17 protein-coding genes and 1 pseudogene are annotated in these 16,189 nt (G+C 68.3%); 12 read left to right on the top strand and 6 right to left on the bottom strand.

All coding sequences use genetic code 11. The features are described 5' to 3' along the window. Positions 1–42: 42 nt before the first annotated feature. On the bottom strand, positions 43–699 hold the full coding sequence (locus SSP29_RS35845; protein ID WP_089105093.1) for an ATP-binding protein: 657 nt from the start codon (positions 697–699) through the stop codon (positions 43–45). A gap of 265 nt (positions 700–964) precedes the next feature. Here SSP29_RS35845 and SSP29_RS35840 point away from each other — a divergent pair, with 265 nt between their 5' ends. The 5 genes from SSP29_RS35840 to SSP29_RS58765 all read left to right on the top strand — a co-directional run bounded on the left by SSP29_RS35840 (position 965) and on the right by SSP29_RS58765 (position 4,959). After that, positions 965–1,816, top strand: a complete 852-nt coding sequence (locus SSP29_RS35840; protein ID WP_089105092.1) for a helix-turn-helix domain-containing protein — start codon at positions 965–967, stop codon at positions 1,814–1,816. 8 nt (positions 1,817–1,824) lie between these two features. Next, positions 1,825–2,019, top strand: coding sequence for a hypothetical protein (locus SSP29_RS35835; protein WP_089105091.1), 195 nt, complete (start codon positions 1,825–1,827; stop codon positions 2,017–2,019). 134 nt (positions 2,020–2,153) lie between these two features. Further along, on the top strand, positions 2,154–3,866 hold the full coding sequence (locus tag SSP29_RS35830) for a hypothetical protein (RefSeq protein WP_089105090.1): 1,713 nt from the start codon (positions 2,154–2,156) through the stop codon (positions 3,864–3,866). After that, a complete protein-coding gene (locus SSP29_RS58770) occupies positions 3,863–4,408 on the top strand; it encodes a hypothetical protein (protein WP_167450072.1) in 546 nt (181 codons plus the stop codon). The genes SSP29_RS35830 and SSP29_RS58770 overlap by 4 nt, the downstream gene beginning before the upstream one ends. Positions 4,409–4,446: 38 nt before the next feature. Further along, positions 4,447–4,959: a nucleoside deaminase gene (locus tag SSP29_RS58765; RefSeq protein ID WP_167450071.1), complete on the top strand. Its 513-nt coding sequence runs from the start codon at positions 4,447–4,449 to the stop codon at positions 4,957–4,959. 526 nt (positions 4,960–5,485) lie between these two features. Here SSP29_RS58765 and SSP29_RS35820 read toward each other — a convergent pair. Further along, entirely contained in the window at positions 5,486–6,190 is a 705-nt protein-coding gene (locus SSP29_RS35820) for a Clp protease N-terminal domain-containing protein (protein WP_089105088.1), read from the bottom strand. A gap of 149 nt (positions 6,191–6,339) precedes the next feature. On the opposite strand from SSP29_RS35820, the gene SSP29_RS35815 reads away from it, so the two are divergent. Further along, complete coding sequence (locus SSP29_RS35815) at positions 6,340–7,509, top strand: serine hydrolase domain-containing protein (RefSeq protein WP_089105087.1); 1,170 nt, start codon at positions 6,340–6,342, stop codon at positions 7,507–7,509. A 136-nt stretch (positions 7,510–7,645) separates the two neighbouring features. On the opposite strand, the gene SSP29_RS35810 is transcribed toward SSP29_RS35815, so the two are convergent. Continuing rightward, positions 7,646–8,509, bottom strand: a complete 864-nt coding sequence (locus SSP29_RS35810) for an SDR family oxidoreductase (protein ID WP_089105086.1) — start codon at positions 8,507–8,509, stop codon at positions 7,646–7,648. A 147-nt stretch (positions 8,510–8,656) separates the two neighbouring features. Between SSP29_RS35810 and SSP29_RS35805 the strand changes: the two genes are divergently transcribed. Genes SSP29_RS35805 through SSP29_RS35795 form a run of 3 tightly spaced genes read left to right on the top strand, consistent with a single transcriptional unit; the run spans position 8,657 to position 11,193 of the window. Beyond that, positions 8,657–9,295 carry a TetR/AcrR family transcriptional regulator gene (locus SSP29_RS35805; RefSeq protein WP_218036955.1) on the top strand — a complete coding sequence of 213 codons (639 nt, stop codon included), beginning with the start codon at positions 8,657–8,659 and terminating at the stop codon, positions 9,293–9,295. A gap of 42 nt (positions 9,296–9,337) precedes the next feature. Then, positions 9,338–9,859 carry a SigE family RNA polymerase sigma factor gene (locus tag SSP29_RS35800; RefSeq protein WP_089105084.1) on the top strand — a complete coding sequence of 174 codons (522 nt, stop codon included), beginning with the start codon at positions 9,338–9,340 and terminating at the stop codon, positions 9,857–9,859. A gap of 41 nt (positions 9,860–9,900) precedes the next feature. Next, positions 9,901–11,193: a hypothetical protein gene (locus tag SSP29_RS35795; RefSeq protein WP_089105083.1), complete on the top strand. Its 1,293-nt coding sequence runs from the start codon at positions 9,901–9,903 to the stop codon at positions 11,191–11,193. A 131-nt stretch (positions 11,194–11,324) separates the two neighbouring features. Here the strand turns inward: SSP29_RS35795 and SSP29_RS35790 are convergent, their stop codons facing one another. Both SSP29_RS35790 and SSP29_RS35785 read right to left on the bottom strand, forming a co-directional pair. Next, positions 11,325–12,239: an NADP-dependent oxidoreductase gene (locus SSP29_RS35790; RefSeq protein ID WP_089105082.1), complete on the bottom strand. Its 915-nt coding sequence runs from the start codon at positions 12,237–12,239 to the stop codon at positions 11,325–11,327. 1 nt (position 12,240) lies between these two features. Then, on the bottom strand, positions 12,241–12,723 hold the full coding sequence (locus tag SSP29_RS35785) for a nuclear transport factor 2 family protein (RefSeq protein WP_089105081.1): 483 nt from the start codon (positions 12,721–12,723) through the stop codon (positions 12,241–12,243). Between the two features lie 105 nt (positions 12,724–12,828). On the opposite strand from SSP29_RS35785, the gene SSP29_RS35780 reads away from it, so the two are divergent. The 3 genes and pseudogenes from SSP29_RS35780 to SSP29_RS60275 all read left to right on the top strand — a co-directional run. Then, positions 12,829–13,677 carry a LysR family transcriptional regulator gene (locus SSP29_RS35780; protein ID WP_089105080.1) on the top strand — a complete coding sequence of 283 codons (849 nt, stop codon included), beginning with the start codon at positions 12,829–12,831 and terminating at the stop codon, positions 13,675–13,677. Positions 13,678–14,167: 490 nt separating this feature from the next. Continuing rightward, positions 14,168–14,884 carry a tectonin domain-containing protein gene (locus SSP29_RS35775; protein ID WP_089105079.1) on the top strand — a complete coding sequence of 239 codons (717 nt, stop codon included), beginning with the start codon at positions 14,168–14,170 and terminating at the stop codon, positions 14,882–14,884. Between the two features lie 117 nt (positions 14,885–15,001). Further along, positions 15,002–15,274: pseudogene (locus SSP29_RS60275) on the top strand (IS5/IS1182 family transposase); the annotation flags it as partial. Positions 15,275–15,643: 369 nt separating this feature from the next. Here the strand turns inward: SSP29_RS60275 and SSP29_RS35760 are convergent. Further along, positions 15,644–16,066 (bottom strand): hypothetical protein, encoded by a 423-nt coding sequence (locus SSP29_RS35760; protein ID WP_150135553.1) that lies wholly within the window; start codon positions 16,064–16,066, stop codon positions 15,644–15,646. Positions 16,067–16,189 lie beyond the last annotated feature (123 nt).

Below are 16,189 nucleotides of genomic sequence, written 5' to 3'. Positions count from 1 at the left end.
ATCGGCGCCTTCGCCGCGCTTCCCGAGTCAGGGAGCCTTCCGTCACCATGCCGGTCGTCGCGTGTCCGCCTCGAACTGCATCTGGGCGCGGTCCAGAGCCCCATCTGCGTCATGGCCATGGGCTCGAAGCCAGTGAAGAAGATCGGCGATGACGTCGATCGCCACCTCCTCCGCGGCGATGGCGCTCAGCCTGCTCGGTCCCCCCAGGTGGGTCGGCAACGCCGCGTTGTAGAGGTGCAGGCAACTCGTGGCTCTGGACACCCGGACGTCCTTGCTGTGGCCGTTCGCCTCCGTCAGTCCCGACGCGAGTTCAACCCACGTGATCTTGCGGTCGGGCAGGAGTTGGACGCCCCAGCGCTCGGACATCGCGGCTACTAGGGCCATACCGCGCCCCGCCTCGGCATCGCCAGCCGAGTCGATCAGACGCGGTAAGGCCCGAGTGTCGGGATCATGGACTTCGATACGCAGGCGCGTACCGCTGATGGAGACGGCGAGCGTCGTCGGGGTACCGGGGCCCACGTGAGTGATCACGTTGGAGACGAGTTCGCTCAGGCAGAGCTGGGCCGACTCCGTCAGCTCCGCCAGCCCCCAGAGGCCCAGATGAGCGCGAAGCAAGCGCCGCAGCGCCGCCATTTCCGCCGGCTCGGCGGGGAAAGAAAGATCCCAAGGCCTTCTCGGCGTACATCCACCGCAATCCATGTCCCAACTCCTTCGTCCACCTGACTCGTTGCGCTGCTCGTGAAGCAGTGGCCTGTCGCCCTGGCGCAGGCCACCCCTCCCAGGGCAGGAGAGAACAGGGGGCATACGCGATGCGCTTCTGCTCGCTGTGCGTGAGCGGCGCGATGTCCAAGCTAGAAGACGGCTTGGTAAATTTGCCACACTCTTCGGCAAATTAGCTCGATCGTGGCTCGCGAGCCGCCCAGCACGGCAGACTGCCGTCCGAGTCCGAAACGGAAGGATCGACATGGCCCCGAGGGCAGTACCGACGCAACGTCAGAAGCGCCTCGGTCACGAGTTGCGCAGGATGCGGATGGCCGCAGGAGTGTCCGCGGAGCAGGCCGCGAATCTCCTCGGTGTCGACCGGGGAAAGATCTCCAACATGGAGTCCGGGGTCCGGAGCATCAGCGAGGAACGTCTGCGCACCCTGGCTCACCACTGCCGTTGCGACGACGAGGAGTACGTAGCCGCCCTGGTCGAAATGGCCTCACCCACCACCTCGGGCTGGTGGGAGCGGTATCGCGGAACCCTTCCTCAAGGTCTGCTGGACATCGCCGAGTTGGAGTGGCAGGCCATTCGCATGCGCACCGCATGCACAGTGCACATTCCTGGCCTGTTTCAGACGACCGACTATGCCCTCGCGGTCTTCCGTGCCGTCCTTCCGGAACTACCCGAGCACGAAGTGGCGTTGAGAGCAGCCCACCGCAACAACCGTCAGGAGGTGCTCGCCTCCGAGGCCGCACCCACTTTCACCGGAATCGTGCACGAGGCGGCGTTGCGGATGCAGTTCGGAGGCTCCCGGGTCAGCCGCGCGCAACTCGAACACCTACTGGACCAGTCCGAGCGGGACGGCCGAACGGTTCTGGTCGTCCCGTTCAGCAGTGGAGCCTTTCCAGGTGCAGGACAGACCGTTCTGTACGCGGAAGGACCGACGGAACAACTGGACACCGTGCAGATCGACAACTCCCACGGCCCGGACTTCCTATACGGCGAGGCAGAATTGACCAAGTACCGCGCTCATTTGAACCGGATGGAGGAGCTGGCACTGTCCCCCGACGACTCAAGAGCCTTCATCCACGCCATCGCACGTGAACTCTAGGAGACGTCATGCCTGAGATTCAGTGGGAAGATCCGTTCTGCGGGGAAGGCAACTCGTGCTTCCGGATAGGCGTGGACAGCTCCGGCAATGCGTTCATAGCGGTGAACGGCCAGGAGGACCGTTTCATCACGGACAGTCGGGACGCTCTGCGGACCATGATCCTCGACATCAAGGCCGGCAAGGCGGACCACCTGTTGAGGTGAGTCCCGGAGCGAGCGCCGGCTCGTTGACGCCTGGAATGACTCGTGACTTCGGGCACTGGCACGCTGTTGGCAACACCCTTACTCCCTGGGACAGTTGGTCACGACGGGCGAGCCGCAGGGGATGAGCGGGGGCTGTGGTGCAGAGGCGTCGGCAGGTCGTGCTGTGCGTGTGTGCTGTCGTACTCGCGGTCGTAGCAGTCCTGTATCCACGCAGCGCCGATGACGTCGTGGCCGCCACCCAGTTCAGCATCGCCTTCTTCGCCACGCTGCTGACCGGCGAAGCCGTGATCTTCGCGCTCACCTTCTCCGCGGCCAGTTCCTGGCCCTCCTTACAGGCGATAGACAGTCACATCGCCTTCCGGGAGTGGGTGCTCATCGGCTGGTTCGCCGCCCTCTTCACCGCCTGTGGCCTGCTGGGCGACAACAGAATCAGCGCAACCTACGGCGCGCTGCTGTTCCTGCTGGCCAACATCTTCGGGATCTTCTCCTTCATACGGCTCTTCGGTCTGGCCAGCGTCGGCGGCCGTAACCGGCTGCTGTGCCGGACGCTCGCCGAGTCGCTCAGTCAGCCGGGCGGCAGGGTCTCTGGCCACGACTTCGAGAACAGCTCGGTCGTCAACGCCTACCTCGGCGCCATCAATCAGGCCGTAACGAGCAACGATCCGACCGCTGTCAGAAACCTCGTGGACCAACTGGTCGAGGTCGAAGTGGGAGTGGAGGCGGCCGAGGGGGCGATCACCCTCCATATCGACGTCCTGCACCGGCTCGCCCGAGCCGCCCTGGTCAGCGGGGCCGATCCGATCCAGGCAACCGCCTGTGCTCACGCCCTCGTCGACTCCGTCGTCCGCCTGTGCCGGAACCTGCCCGAGCCGGCTCTGCCGCTCGGAGCCCTCAGCCGCTATCTCGCCTGGCTGGCCAACACCTCACTGCTGATGTCGGTGCGCGGTGTCGCGTCCAATCGGTCCGCCCGTGAGCTGGTCGCCCTGAGCACCGATGCCCGGCTCAAGATCCTGCGCTGTGTCGACCCGGATCCGAAGTCCGCCACTGCCCGCGACGAACTCGGCACTCTTCTCGCGCAGCCGCACCAAGTCCTTATGTGGAGCTCCGACTTCGCCGAGTTCCACGGTGCGCACCAGGCCAGTGCCATGTACGGCGTGTACGAGATCCTCACCGGCACGAAGTTCATGGGGAACTACTGGGACGGCGCGTCCATCCTCACCCAGCTGCGTCAGGCTCTCTTCGGCGCCGACGACGCCGTGACCGGCCCGGCGGCGGACGCGGCTCGTGCGGCTTTCGGTGACGTCGAGGAGTACGACCACTTCTGGGCCCTCACCTCGGTGACCGCGCTCGCCACCCTGCGGGACTGCCGCGTCGTCCACCCGCCGGAGCTCGTACGTCCCGAATTCACGTCAGACCACCAGCTGCTGGGCGCTTACCTGCGGACATTCGCCACTCACCGGTACTTCGCCACGGCCGACGAGGCACGTACGGCCCTGCTCGGACTCCTTTCCCGTACAGCTCCGGTCGGGTCGGCCAGTGACCGCGTGCACCACAGTCGGGTCGGCCGTACGTACCGCGTGCCCGCCCCGCACGTGGTGCCGCAGCAGCGGCCCGCCGCGATGATCCTCGCCGTAGCGTGCCGTCTGGCTCCGCTCACGCCCCGCGGGGACGGCATGGAGCTGCGTACCTTCCTCGCCACACTTCCCTCCGCCGGCCTGAAGGCCACCGCCGTTCTGGCCGCCCGTGTTCTTCCCGGGGCGGCCGAGGAGACCGAACCGATCGAAGCCGTCGTCGCAGGTCTCAAGGTCCTGACGCTGGTCGGGGCACACACCCGGGAGGGAGCATGACGGACCCGGTCATAGACACGACCGCCTGGCGCGAGCGCGTCGCCGCTCTCCAGGCGAGCGAGGTGACAGCCGCCGTCCTGGTGCAGTGCGATCTGACGTGGCTCCAACCCGGTCTTGTCGGCATCCGCAATGAGATCGATCAAGCCGTCATGAACGCCCAGTTGCGTCGCGGTGCCGACCTCACCGTCGACCGCGTGATCCTGCACAATCTGCCCGTCGTGGCCGGTGCCGTGGCCCGACCCGCCTCCGTCGACCGGGCGTTCGAGGAATGGCACCAGCGGCTGTCGGCCACCAGCCTGCTGCTCTGCACCTCCGACCGGCCGGCGCCCAGAATCCACCGTCTCATCCTCGGCGGCGACCAGTCGTCCGCGCCCATCCCGGATATGGTCGAAGTGCTGGACAACGGCGACTGGACCGACCACCAGCGGGCCGGGCTGGCGCTGGACATCATCCATACGGTCGGCGCCACCACGCCTCTCACGGGCTACGACATGAACCTGGACGGCCCCTTCGGCGACGCCGATCCCTCCATCTACATGTGAGCGTGGCCGCGAGTGGCCCACAGAGACTTGGAGACCAGGTGCCCTTCTCCCCAGAGATTCCCGAGGACCACGCCTTCCTCGCCCAGGCCATCGAGTTGTCCCGCCATGCTCTGGAGGACGAGGGCAAGACTCCGTTCGGCGCCCTGGTCGTCATCGACGGAGAGGTCATCGCCACCGGCACCAGCTCGGTCATCGAACTGCGGGATCCGACCGCGCACGCCGAAGTCATGGCTCTCCGTGCCGCCGGCAGCAAACTCGGTCGCCACCTCTTGGAGGGCGCCGTGATGTACTCAAGCAGTGAGCCGTGCCCCATGTGCCTGGTCGCCTGCTACTGGGCCCACGTCTCGCGTCTCGTCTATGCCGCCACCAGCCATGACGTCGCGGTCAACGGCTTCGAGGACTTTCAGTACTACCGCGAACTGACCGCCCCCAACTCAGAACGGACTCTCCTCGAAGAGGTCTCGGTCGACGGCGAGACCCGCAAGATCGCCGCGGCGGCCCTGGCCAGTTGGGCTGACAAGATGCCCTTCCCCGTAGAACCCAAGCTCTGAAGTATCGGCTGGCAAGGCTCGTTGGATCAGGTACGGGAAGAACCAAGGCCGAGTTCGCAGCCGTCGGTCAATAGGGTGCCCCGGCCGCCCGCTTCTTCGTCAGTGTCGTGCTTCCGTGAGCCGAGTAAAGGGCGCTCCCGCTCCGCTGCGCTGCGCGTCCGCGTCGGCTTCGCCGATCGGCCTCCGGCCGACCCTTGACTCGGCTCACTCCAGCACGGGGAAGAAGCGAGCGGGCGGCCGGGAAGGATGCGGTGGGGCTTGCGTTGGATGGCCCTAGGGTGGGCTGCGAGGGACCGTTGGCGGTCGCTGCACACCGACGCGCATGTAGTGCCCAGGAGTTCTTGCTTCCTGGGCACTACCCGTACCCGGATCCCCCCTTATTTTGAGGGTGCCCCTCGAAAATGACGCAGGCGTTCGAGGATCTCGGCGGCTGGCTGGCGCGGGAAGTGCAAAGGACTCAACAGGGCTGCAGGTGAGTGGTCCGGTTCGGCTTGGCCGAGTCCTCCACGGCAAACTGGTCGATTCGTCAGCGGTCGTCGCGCGCGGCGAGCCGCTTGTTGATCTCGGTCTTTACAGTCTCGTGGAGTTCCTCCGACGTGAAGCCGAGGGCGCGCAGGAGCTGGGCGGCCGGGCTCTGCGCCACGCGGATGAGGCCCAGGAGTGTGTGTTCCGTGCCGACCCAGTCGTGGCCGAGGTCGGTCGATGCACGGCGGGCCTGGCCGATGGCCTCCTTGCTCTGCTCATGGAATGGGATGTGGCCTCGCAGGGACTTCTCTCCGGCCGGCGGCAGTGCTTCCTGGATGGCGTCGCGGATGCGTTGTTCCGACTCGGTCTTGGCGATCAGCACCTCGTACGCCAGGCCCTGTGGTTCGCCGAGCAGGCCGAGGAGGAGGTGTTCGGTGCCGATGGAGTCGTGCTTGTGCGTGCGGGCGGCCTCCTGGGCCAGCACGATGCTGTGCCGGTTCAGGTTGGTGAACCGGTCGAACGCGGCGGGCGCGTGGCGTTGTTGGGCGGCCTGCTTGGACACGCCGATGGCGTCGCCGATCTGCGTCCATGACGCGCCGACCTGCTTGGCCTTGCTGACGTAGTGGTCGATGAGCTGGTCACCGAGGTCGGACAGGGTCTGGGCGCGCAGGCGGGCCTCGCTGATGCGGGCCAGTTCGCTGGCTTCGGGGAGTTCCTCGTCGAGACGGGCGATCAAGTCGGCCAGGCTGATGTCGAGTGGGCTCATGCGTCAATCTTAAGTTGACGATCCGTGAGCGTCAACTTATAATTGACGATTTTTTCGGGTGCACTCGGATGGGACGGGCCGGCTCCCGCTGCTCCAACTCGCCTGCGGCATCCACCGCTTGAGAGCGGCCCCGGTGCCAGGATGAGGGCATGACGACTATCCACGGGGAAGTGGCCGACGGGTTCGAAGGTGTGCGGGAGGCGTTCCGCGCCAACTTTGCGGAGCGGGGGGATGTCGGGGCCGCTGTCTGCGTGTATCGGGACGGGCGGCCGGTGGTGGATCTGTGGGGTGGGGTGGCCGATCCGGACACCGGGCGGGAGTGGGAGCGGGACACCCTGCAGCTCGTGTACTCGGCGACCAAGGGCGCCACCGCCACCGTGGCTCATCTGCTCGCCCAGCGGGGGGAGTTGGATCTCGATGCGCCGGTGGCCGCCTACTGGCCCGAGTTCGGGGCGGAGGGGAAGGCGGAGATCCCGGTGCGGTGGTTGCTGTCGCATCGGGCCGGGGTGGTGACGGTCGAGCCGCCGGTGCCGTTGGGGGACGCGTTGCGCTGGCAGCCGATGGTCGACGCGCTCGCCGTACAGCGGCCGGAGTGGGAGCCGGGGACCGCGCACGGGTATCACGGGCGGACCTTCGGGTGGCTGGTGGGCGAGGTCGTGCGGCGGGTTTCCGGGCGTACGCCCGGGCGGTTCTTCGCCGAGGAGGTCGCCGGGCCGCTGGGCCTCGACTTCTTCATCGGGCTGCCGGCGGCCGAGCGGGGGCGGGTCAGCCGGATGGTGTATCCGAAGCCGGAGGTCGATCTGAGCACCGTACCGCTGGACCTCGTGCCGCCGGAGGTACGGGAGTTCGTCGCTGCGCTGCAGGATCCTCAGTCGTTGAGCAACAGGGCGTTCACCGTCACCGACCCCGCCGAGATCGACTTCAACTCGGCCGAGGTGCAGGCCGCGGAGCTGCCCGCCTCCAACGGGATCGGCACCGCGCGCGGCCTCGCCCGGATGTACGCCGCGCTGATCGGGGAGGTGGACGGGGTGCGGCTGTTCAGCCCGGAGACGCTGGCTTCGGCGACCTCGGAGCAGGCCGCCGGGGTGGACAAGGTCATCATGCTCCCGATCCGGTACGCCTCCGGATACATGCTGCCGGTCGAGACCAACCCCCTGACCGGGCCCCGCGCCTTCGGCCACCCCGGGCGCGGCGGATCGCTGGCCTTCGCCGACCCCGAGCACGGCATCGCCTTCGGGTACGTCATGAACAGCATCGTCGAGGGGGCCGAGGACACGCGTGCGTCCTCGCTCGTCGAGGCGGTACGGGCCGCGCTGTGACGGAGTGAGGAGGCGGCCGGGGGCGGCAGCTCCGGTGGGGTGGGGTCGGCCCGCGTGTCCCGGGCGCACGAAACCAGGTGCGCCCGGGACACGCGGGACAGCTGTCACCGGAGACAGCTGTCACCGGAGACAGCTGTCACCGGAACGCCGCCACGTTGCGCCCCACCCACCCCCCGAACCCGCCCGCCGGGCGACCCAGCACGGTCTCCACGTCCGCGCTGATCCGCAGCTCCGCCGGAAGCGGCGCTCCCAGGACGTCCAGCGTGCCCGTGACCGCCTCCTCCGGCATGAAGCGGGCCATGGCCGCGTGGGCCTCCTCGCGGGGGAGTTCGACGAGTGTCACCTCCTCGCCCAGCGCCGCGGAGACGACCGTCGTCTGCTGACGCGGGCTGATGAGTTCCGGGCCGGTCAGCTCGTACACGCGGCCACCGTGACCGTCCTCGCGAAGCGCCGTCGCCGCCACCGCCGCGATGTCCGCCGGGTCCACGACCGGAAGGGCCACGTCGGCGAACGGGGCGAAGACCGTGCGCTTGGTGCGGATCGTCTCGGCCCAGGCGAAGGCGTTGGAGGCGAAGCCGCCGGGGCGCAGGATCGTGAAGTCGAGCCCCGACGCGCGTACCGCCGCCTCGAACTCGCGCAGGCGGGCGTGCGAGGCCGCCTCCGGGCGGGTGGCGCTGACCTGGGAGGAGACCAGGACGACGCGTTCGACGCCGGCGTCCGCGGCCGCCCGGAGCAGGAGCTTCGGGTCTTCGCCCCAGGCGTTGAGTTCGCCGCCCAGGACGATGAACAGGGCTCGGGCGCCGGCCAGGGGTGCCCGCATGCTCGCCGCGTCACCGACATGTCCCTCGGCCCATCGGACACCGGAGCCGCCGGACGCCTGCCCGGGATGCTGGGGCTGCTGGGGCTGCCGGGACACCGCCACCACCTCCTCCCCTGCCTCGGTCAGCAGGTCCACCAGCGTCCGGCCGATGTTGCCGGTCGCGCCCGTCACTGTGATCATCTGTTTCCCCCTGCTAGTTAGTTAGCTGACTGACTTACTTGGCTGACTCAGACGCTAGCACAGTGCAGTCCCGGGTTGTCTATAGTTAGTTGGGTGACCAACTCAGTGGATCGGCGGGCGCAGGCGTCGCAGAAGCGGCAGCGGCTGATGGCGGCGGCCGCCCGGGTCCTGCACGAGCAGGGCATCGAGCGCACCACCCTCGCGGACATCGCACGCGAGGCCGACGTCCCCGTCGGAAACGTCTACTACTACTTCAAGACCAAGGACGAGCTGGTCCAGGCCGCCCTGTCCGAGCACACCGCGCATCTCGACGAACTCACCGCCCGGCTCGACGAGTTGCCCGACCCGCGCGACCGGCTCAAGGCGCTGGTCCGGGCGTGGGTCGAGCAGCGTGACGTCGCCGCCCGGTACGGCTGCCCCACCGGCACCCTGGCCGCCGAGCTCGGCAAGCGTGCCGACGGGACCCTCGACGCCGAGGCCGGCGCGGTGATCCGGCGGCTGCTGGACTGGGCCGCACGTCAGTTCCGGGAGATGAGGCTGTCCGGCGCGAACGGGAACACGGACGGCGCGGACGATCCGTACGACCCGTACGCCCCGTACGACCCGGACGACCTGGCCCTCACCCTCGTCGCCGGCTACCAGGGCATGTCGCTCATGGCCAACGCCCTGCGCGACCCGGAGGTCATGACCCGCGAAGGCGCCCGTCTCCTCCACTGGCTCGACTCGCTCCAGTGGGCCTCCCCTGAAAATCCTTTGAAACATTTTCCCGGCCCACCGCATCAATGAGGTGAGCGGCAGAGCGCCGGGGCGGGGACGGGGAGCTTGCGGATGAGTCAGAGGGCTGGGGAGGACTACGCCGAGTTCGCCGCGGCGCGGGCCGGGCATCTGTACCGGTCCGCCTGCCTGCTCACCGCCGGGGACACCCACCTCGCGGAGGACCTGGTGCAGGAGGCCCTCGGGCGGATCTACGTCCGCTGGAGCCGGGTCTCCCGCGTCGGGAACCCCGCCGGGTACGCGCAGACCGTCCTCACCCGGACCTTCCTCGCCCACCGGCGGCGGTTCAGCAGCAGGGAGAGAGCCAGGGACTCGTTCCCCGAACTCGCCGACACCGGCGCCGATCACACGGGTGCCGATCCCTCGCTGCGGCTGACCCTCCTCGACGCGCTGGCGCGGCTGCCCGCGAAGGACCGGGCCGTGGTCGTCCTGCGGTACTGGGAGGACCGGTCGGTGCACGAGACCGCGGACGCGCTCAACATGAGCTCGGCCGCCGTCCGTACGCGGTGCGTGCGCGCCCTCGCGCGGTTGCGCGAGCTGCTGGGCGAGGACCTCGCCGAGTACGCCCGCTCCTGACATCGCTCCTGACATCAACCTTGTGGAAACGGTGGTTCGTCATGCCCGTGGAGCAGCGGCACAACGACGACAGCAACAGTGACAGTGACAACGGCCAGGCCTTCGAGGTGCGGTTCTCCGCCGCCCTGCACGACGCAGGCGACACCTTCGACACCGACCGGGGCGCGCTCGTCGCCGCCGGTACGGTGCGGGGGCGGCGGCTACGGCTGCGGCGGCGGACGACCGTCCTTGGCGGCGCCGCCGGCGTCGCGCTCGCCGGGGTCGGCGGGGCGCTGCTGGTGCCCTGGAGCGGGACGCCGTCCGGACAGCCCCGGCCCCCCTCCTCCGTGAGCACCACCCCGCACCCCACGTCCTCCCCCGCCGCCCGCGCCGTCACGTCGGACGAGATGATCAGTACGCTGGAGAAGCTGCTGCCCAAGGGGAAGTTCGGCAAGGCCGAGGGGCGGGGCGTCGACGCGAGCGAGCCGCTCGTGGCGCCGTACGCGCAGGTCGTGTACGACGACGGGCGCGGCGCGTCCGCCATCAGTGTCTCCGTGAACCGGGTGCGGCCGGGCGGGTACGACGCCCGGCAGGCCGTGCGGTGTCCGGACAAGGTCTTTACGCCGTACGACAGTTGCACCACCAGCCATCTGCCCGACGCGTCCGTGGTCACCGTCGTCAAGGGATACGAGTATCCCGACCGGCGGGTGGACACCAAGCTCTGGACCGCCAATCTCGTCACCCCGGACGGCCATCACGTCTCCGTGAGCGAGTGGAACGCCGCCGCCGAGAAGGACACGCCGGTCAGCCGCGACGAACCGCCGTTGTCGGCCGCCCAGTTGAAGGCGCTGGCGGCGGCGCAGGACTGGCGTGGGGTCGTCGACGCCATTCCGGAGGATCCGCGCCAGACCCAGGAACCGCCCATGGCGCAGGAGGACGGCAAGGCGATCCGGCAGACCCTCGCCTCGCTCGTCCCGAGGGGGCTGAAGGTGGTGGCGCACGGGAGCGACGACGACAGCCAGTTCACCTACGTCGTCGTCGACGACGGCAAGGGCCGGAGTCTCGTCCAGATCAATGTGCAGCCGGACATGTCCGATGTCGCGGGGCAGCTGTTCGGGGCCGGGTCCGAGACCCTCGCCGACGGGACCAGGGTCGCCGAACGGAAGCAGCCCGGGGAGAAGGGCGGCGCCGGGGTCGTCATGTGGACCGTCGACACGCTGCGCACCGACGGCTTCCGCGTGGTGGTCAGCGCCTTCAACTCCGGCTCCCAGCAGACGGCCGCGACCCGCAAGGTGCCGGCGCTGACCATGAAGCAGCTGCGCGCCATCGCACTCAGCACCAAGTGGCGGTCATAGGGCGCGCATCGAGTCGTGATCAGTGAGTGGTCCAACCCAATGGGGCGCTCGTCGTGCTGTGGCGCTCCGCCTACTGGTAGGCGATGGTCCATGCCGGGAACCTTGAACACGCACCCTGAGAGTACGGTTCGTTACGTTACGTCTGTTTCGTCGCGTGGTTTGGGTTGAACGTGGTCGTCGCGGGGCCAGGCGGGAGCGGGGCTCGCGGCAAGGCGGTGCGCGTCGGCAGCCGCCTCCAGGGGAAGCACCACTGCGATGTGCGAGAAAAGACGGCCGGTGGCGGCGAGTTCGGTCACCGCGTGCAGGTCTGCGGACAGCAGGCGCGCGAACACCGGGCGGGTGTCCGGACCCGCGATGTCGACCGTCGACGCGTAACGCGTGGCGTCGTGCCCGGCCGCGGCTGCACGTTCGAGTGTGCCGCGGCCTACGGTGTCGAAGACAGCGTCGACGCCCTCTGGGACCAGTGCGCGGACCCGCTCGGTGACCTGGTCATCGTCGCGTTGGGCTGCGTCGGCGCCCAGCACGGTTGTGCCACGGGCCGCCGCGATCTGGTCGGCCATCGAGCCCCCACCGCCGGCTGCGCCGTAGACCAACAGGGATTCCCCGGGCTGCACGTCCAGGACCCGGGTGACGGCTTGGTATGCCGTGAGTCCGGTCAGCGGAAGCGCTGCGGCCTGCTCCGAGCCCAGGCCGTCCGGCTTCGGTGCCAGAGCGGGCACGTCGGTGGAGACCAGTTCGGTGTACCCGCCGTGCAGGTGGCTGACGCTCGTGCGGACATAGCCGACCACCTCGTCGCCGGGGCGGAACTCGGGGGCACCGGGGCCGGCCTCCTCGACGACGCCGGCGATGTCCCACCCCGGGATGACGGGGAAGCAGGTGGGGACGTTCGCGTGGGCCAGTCCCTCGCGCATCTGGAGGTCGGCCGGGTTCACAGCGGCGGCTCTTACCCGGACGAGCACGGAGTCGACGTGAACCTTGGGCGGCTCCACCTCGGCCAGCTCCGGTACCTCCGGGCCGCCGTACCGCCGGTAGATGATCGCCTTCAAGTCAGGCTCCCGGAAAGGCCATCGGCTGGTCCATGAGGATCGTGTGGTGGAAAATGCGCCAGGCGCCGTCGATCCGGCGCAGTCGCGGTTGGTAGTAGCCGGACTCGATCGGGGTGATGGTGCCCTGTGCGCCGAACGTCGCCTCGGGCCAGCCGTCGGCCGGACGCTCGTGGCCCCGGGTGTTGAACACGACGAACTGGGCGTCGAGCGTCGCCTCGTCCCCGTCGACCTCGATCATGTGGTCGTGGGTGGTGTGGTGGCTCCACCCGCGCGGCGGGTGCGGCGCCATCAGCCCGGCGACGGCCTTGCCGATGGCCTCGGCCCCGGTGAGCTCGGCGAGCTTCTCCCGGGTTCCGCCGTTGCTGTAGAAGATCTCGGCAACAGCGTCCTCCGCGAACAGCGCGGCCATGGCCGCGCCGTCGCGGTGGTCGGCCGCTCGCACGTACCGGGCCAGCACCTGGGCCACCGCGCGCTCGTCGTCCATCTTCTCTCCTCTTGACTTCTTGTCGGTCTGAGAACGAGTCCAGCGTGCCGCCTGGTCAACGGGGAGAGCGATGCAGACTTATTCGCAGATCATTACCCTGGAGGTATGAATCGCCTTGAGGTTCGGCAGCTCGAATACTTCGTCGCAGTAGCCGAGGAACTGCACTTCAGCCGAGCCGCCGAACGGCTGGGCATCGCACCCCCGCCGCTGTCCCGTGCCATCGCGCAGTTGGAGCGGCGCCTGGGCGTCACGCTGTTCGAACGGACAAGCCGACGCGTCGACCTCACCCCCGCGGGCAAGGTCCTCCTGGTCGAGTCCCGCAACGCATTGCAGGCAATCGATCGCGCGACCCAGCGAACCATCCATGCTGCAAGCGGCGCCTTGCGGATCGCCGTCGCCCCGGGCATGGGCTCCGGGCTGCTGCGTAACCTCCACCGCCGCTACGAGACCCGCCACGGTCACGGCACGATGCACCTGCTCTTCACCCATGATCAGGCCGCGGCTGTCCGAGGCGGGCAGGCCGACGTCGCCCTGCTGTGTGTGACCGAGGACCCCCTCGATCTTGAAAGCAGCGACATCGGCGAGGAGTACCCGGTCGCGCTGCTGCCCGCGAACCATCCCCTCGCCGGGCGCCGGGACGTCTCCCTGGCTCGTCTGCGCAGCGATCCCGCCTACGTCTCCGAGCCCCCCGCGACCGGCCTGGACGAACTCACCGACCGCGTTGCACTCGGACGGCTCGTAGTCGTCGTGGGCCACAGCGTGACGGATCGCCTCGGCTCCGGCGTGGTCGGGATTCCCGTCACAGACCTGCCCCCCACCAACCTGCGGCTCGCTTGGCCGGCAGAGTCGCGGGACCGCCGGATCGCGAACCTCCTTGACCTGGCGGACAGCACCATGCCATCGGTGCCGCCGCCAACCACCGCCGAGACCACCATCACTCCCGCCGCCAGCTGAAGGCCGTCACGCACGACAGCCCTTTTCCTCCTTGCCGGGCGCCGAGCTGTCCTTTCACACACATGCGGCCAGAGCCTTGAAAACGACCAGGGATGCTCTCCGCCTCGCTCGGTCCGGTTCTCCATGAAGTGGGGATGTTCGGTGAGCTGTATCGCGTCGGTGCGTCTTCACGGAAACAGAGCCCCAGCCGAGTTGCCCGCTCCGGCGCTCAGTGGGGCGCCGACATCGCCCTGCCGGTCGGGAACGTGAGAGACAGACGGAAGATGGCCCGGTCATTTTGTTGTCAAGCAGCTGCACGGGTGACCGCGATTGCGTCATCCCGATGGCCGGGCCGAGCTGGGTGAGGCCAGCGTGGGAGCGGCTGACTCCCGGGCAAACCACCACATTGGGCCATTTCCTCTGATCACCCTTTAAATCTGGTTTGGTGATGAATCGTTCCGCTTGGGCAGCGTGCTGGCGAGCCACACCCGACTGGAAAGGGGCCGCCAGCATGTCCGACTGGAAACACATCGACGGGTCATTAGCGCGGATCGCAGTGGGATCCAGGACCAACGTCTGGGGCGTCAACGCCGCCGGTGCGATCTACCGCTACACCAACAACGACGCCAACCCCTGGATCAACATCCCCGGGTCGCTGTCCGACATCGGCGCGGCCGCTGACGGCACCGTCTGGGGAGTCAACGCAGCACGCCAGGTCTTCCGCTACACCGGCGACCAGACCAGCAACAACTGGAAGCAGATCAACGGCTCGTTGGTGCGGATCACTGTGGGATCCAGGACCAACGTCTGGGGCGTCGACCCTGCCGGTGCGGTCTACCGCTACAGCAACAGCGACGCCAACCCCGCCAATCCCTGGATCAACATCCCCGGGTCACTGTCCGACATCGGCGCGGGCGCCGACGGCACCGTCTGGGGCTGCAACGCAGCCAACCAGGTCTACCGCTACACCGGCGACCGGGATGCCAGCAACTGGAAGGGCATCAACGGCTCACTCAAAGCGATCGACGTCGGCTCACGCACCGCCGTGTGGGGCTGCGACCCCGGCGACGCGATCTACCACTACACCTACAGCGACACCACCCCGGCCAACCCCTGGCTCAACATCCCGGGGTCGCTGTCCGACATCGGCGTAGGCGCCGACGGCACCGTCTGGGGAGTCAACGCCGCCGGCGCGATCTACCGTTACACCGGCGACCTGCCCGGCTGACCCGCCTCCTGAGGCGAACGCTGGTGTGCCACGCAACGCCCCGGGCGTTGCGTGGCACCTCTCCGTTTGGGCGCAACTGCCAACAGTGGCTCTGTTCAGGAGGCCAGTGCGGGTTAGCTCGGGCTGGTCGTCGCCGTCACTGTTCTCGCCGCAAGCACGCACGACAATGCCGCGGGCGTCGTCCTGCTGAACCAGGTCGCCGAGCACACCGGGGAAACCGTCGAACGAAACCCGCAGGAGGCGGGGTTCGTCCCACAGCCGAAGCGGTGGAGGGTCGAGCAGACCTACGGCATCTCGATACTGCGCCGGCGCCTGGTCCGCGACTATGAGCACCGCCTGACCGGCGCGAACACCCCCACCTGGCGCGATGCGGAAGAGGTGACGGCATGAACATCGACACCCTGCTCGACGCGCTCTTCCTCCAGGAGGACGCCGCCCGGGCCCTGGCCGAGGACCTCCGCATCCATTTCGACGAACCGCGGGGCCGGCTGCGGGAGGCCGAGACCCACCTCGAACACCTGGCGATCACCCGGAAGACCGTCACCGGCCTTGCCGACCGGCTCCCGGTCCAGACCTCCTCAAGGCACCCGCGCCAAGCTGAAGCGCCTGGTCAAGCTCGACGTTCTCACCGAGATCGACACCGGCAGCTTCGCCAGGAAGGCAGTAACCGACCGAGTACCGCGATCAGAAACCCTGGCTCGGCCTCACCCGAAAATGACGTACTCCACGAGCCGGCTCCTGACAGGTCAGTGCCGAGCGTTACCGTGCACCGCGCAATGGCGATCGAAAGCGGGCCACGATCTGGTGTGCGTACTGATCGTCCGGGCCGAGGTCTTGGACCGCTCGATGGGCCTCTTCGGTCCGACTCGTCTCGCACAGCAGCCGAACAAGGGCATACAGGGCACCACTGTCACCGTCTTCGGCGTGGTTGCGCAGCGCCGCCTCCATCCCCCGCTCGTGAAGCGATGCGTTGAGTCTCCGACGTGCGTGGACATCTGTGAGAGCGCGCTCTGTGAGTTCCGAGAGCCGTTCCGCACGGGCGAGCAATTCCATGTGCCATAGGTGGCTGTCGTGCCTGGACGGATCGGTGGAGTAGCACTCGGCGTGGGCGCTCACCAACGCGATGGCCGCATCCCAATCCTGGCGCTGTTCCGCTGCCTGGGCCTGCTCGAACCACTCCACAGGACGAGTATCGCGTAGCACTGCCTCGTACAACATCGTGGGAGTGGTCGTCGACAGCCGACGAACGTCCGCCAGGATCAAGCATCCACCGCTGCCTGCCGAATACTCTCAAAACGCTCACTG

It is taken from the genome of Streptomyces hyaluromycini (genome assembly GCF_002217755.1).
Classification (GTDB): Bacteria; Actinomycetota; Actinomycetes; order Streptomycetales; family Streptomycetaceae; genus Streptomyces; species Streptomyces hyaluromycini.
Note: the sequence above shows the minus strand (reverse complement) of the source record. Positions and strands in the feature narration are given on the sequence as shown.

Bases quoted from the DNA above. Each gene is read 5' to 3' on its own strand.
- SSP29_RS35845 (WP_089105093.1), bottom strand. From the start codon at position 699: ATGGATTGCGGTGGATGTACGCCGAGAAGGCCTTGGGATCTTTCTTTC.
- SSP29_RS35840 (WP_089105092.1), top strand. From the start codon at position 965: ATGGCCCCGAGGGCAGTACCGACGCAACGTCAGAAGCGCCTCGGTCAC.
- SSP29_RS35835 (WP_089105091.1), top strand. From the start codon at position 1,825: ATGCCTGAGATTCAGTGGGAAGATCCGTTCTGCGGGGAAGGCAACTCG.
- SSP29_RS58770 (WP_167450072.1), top strand. From the start codon at position 3,863: ATGACGGACCCGGTCATAGACACGACCGCCTGGCGCGAGCGCGTCGCC.
- SSP29_RS35820 (WP_089105088.1), bottom strand. From the start codon at position 6,190: ATGAGCCCACTCGACATCAGCCTGGCCGACTTGATCGCCCGTCTCGAC.
- SSP29_RS35815 (WP_089105087.1), top strand. From the start codon at position 6,340: ATGACGACTATCCACGGGGAAGTGGCCGACGGGTTCGAAGGTGTGCGG.
- SSP29_RS35810 (WP_089105086.1), bottom strand. From the start codon at position 8,509: ATGATCACAGTGACGGGCGCGACCGGCAACATCGGCCGGACGCTGGTG.
- SSP29_RS35805 (WP_218036955.1), top strand. From the start codon at position 8,657: ATGGCGGCGGCCGCCCGGGTCCTGCACGAGCAGGGCATCGAGCGCACC.
- SSP29_RS35800 (WP_089105084.1), top strand. From the start codon at position 9,338: ATGAGTCAGAGGGCTGGGGAGGACTACGCCGAGTTCGCCGCGGCGCGG.
- SSP29_RS35795 (WP_089105083.1), top strand. From the start codon at position 9,901: ATGCCCGTGGAGCAGCGGCACAACGACGACAGCAACAGTGACAGTGAC.
- SSP29_RS35785 (WP_089105081.1), bottom strand. From the start codon at position 12,723: ATGGACGACGAGCGCGCGGTGGCCCAGGTGCTGGCCCGGTACGTGCGA.
- SSP29_RS35780 (WP_089105080.1), top strand. From the start codon at position 12,829: ATGAATCGCCTTGAGGTTCGGCAGCTCGAATACTTCGTCGCAGTAGCC.
- SSP29_RS35775 (WP_089105079.1), top strand. From the start codon at position 14,168: ATGTCCGACTGGAAACACATCGACGGGTCATTAGCGCGGATCGCAGTG.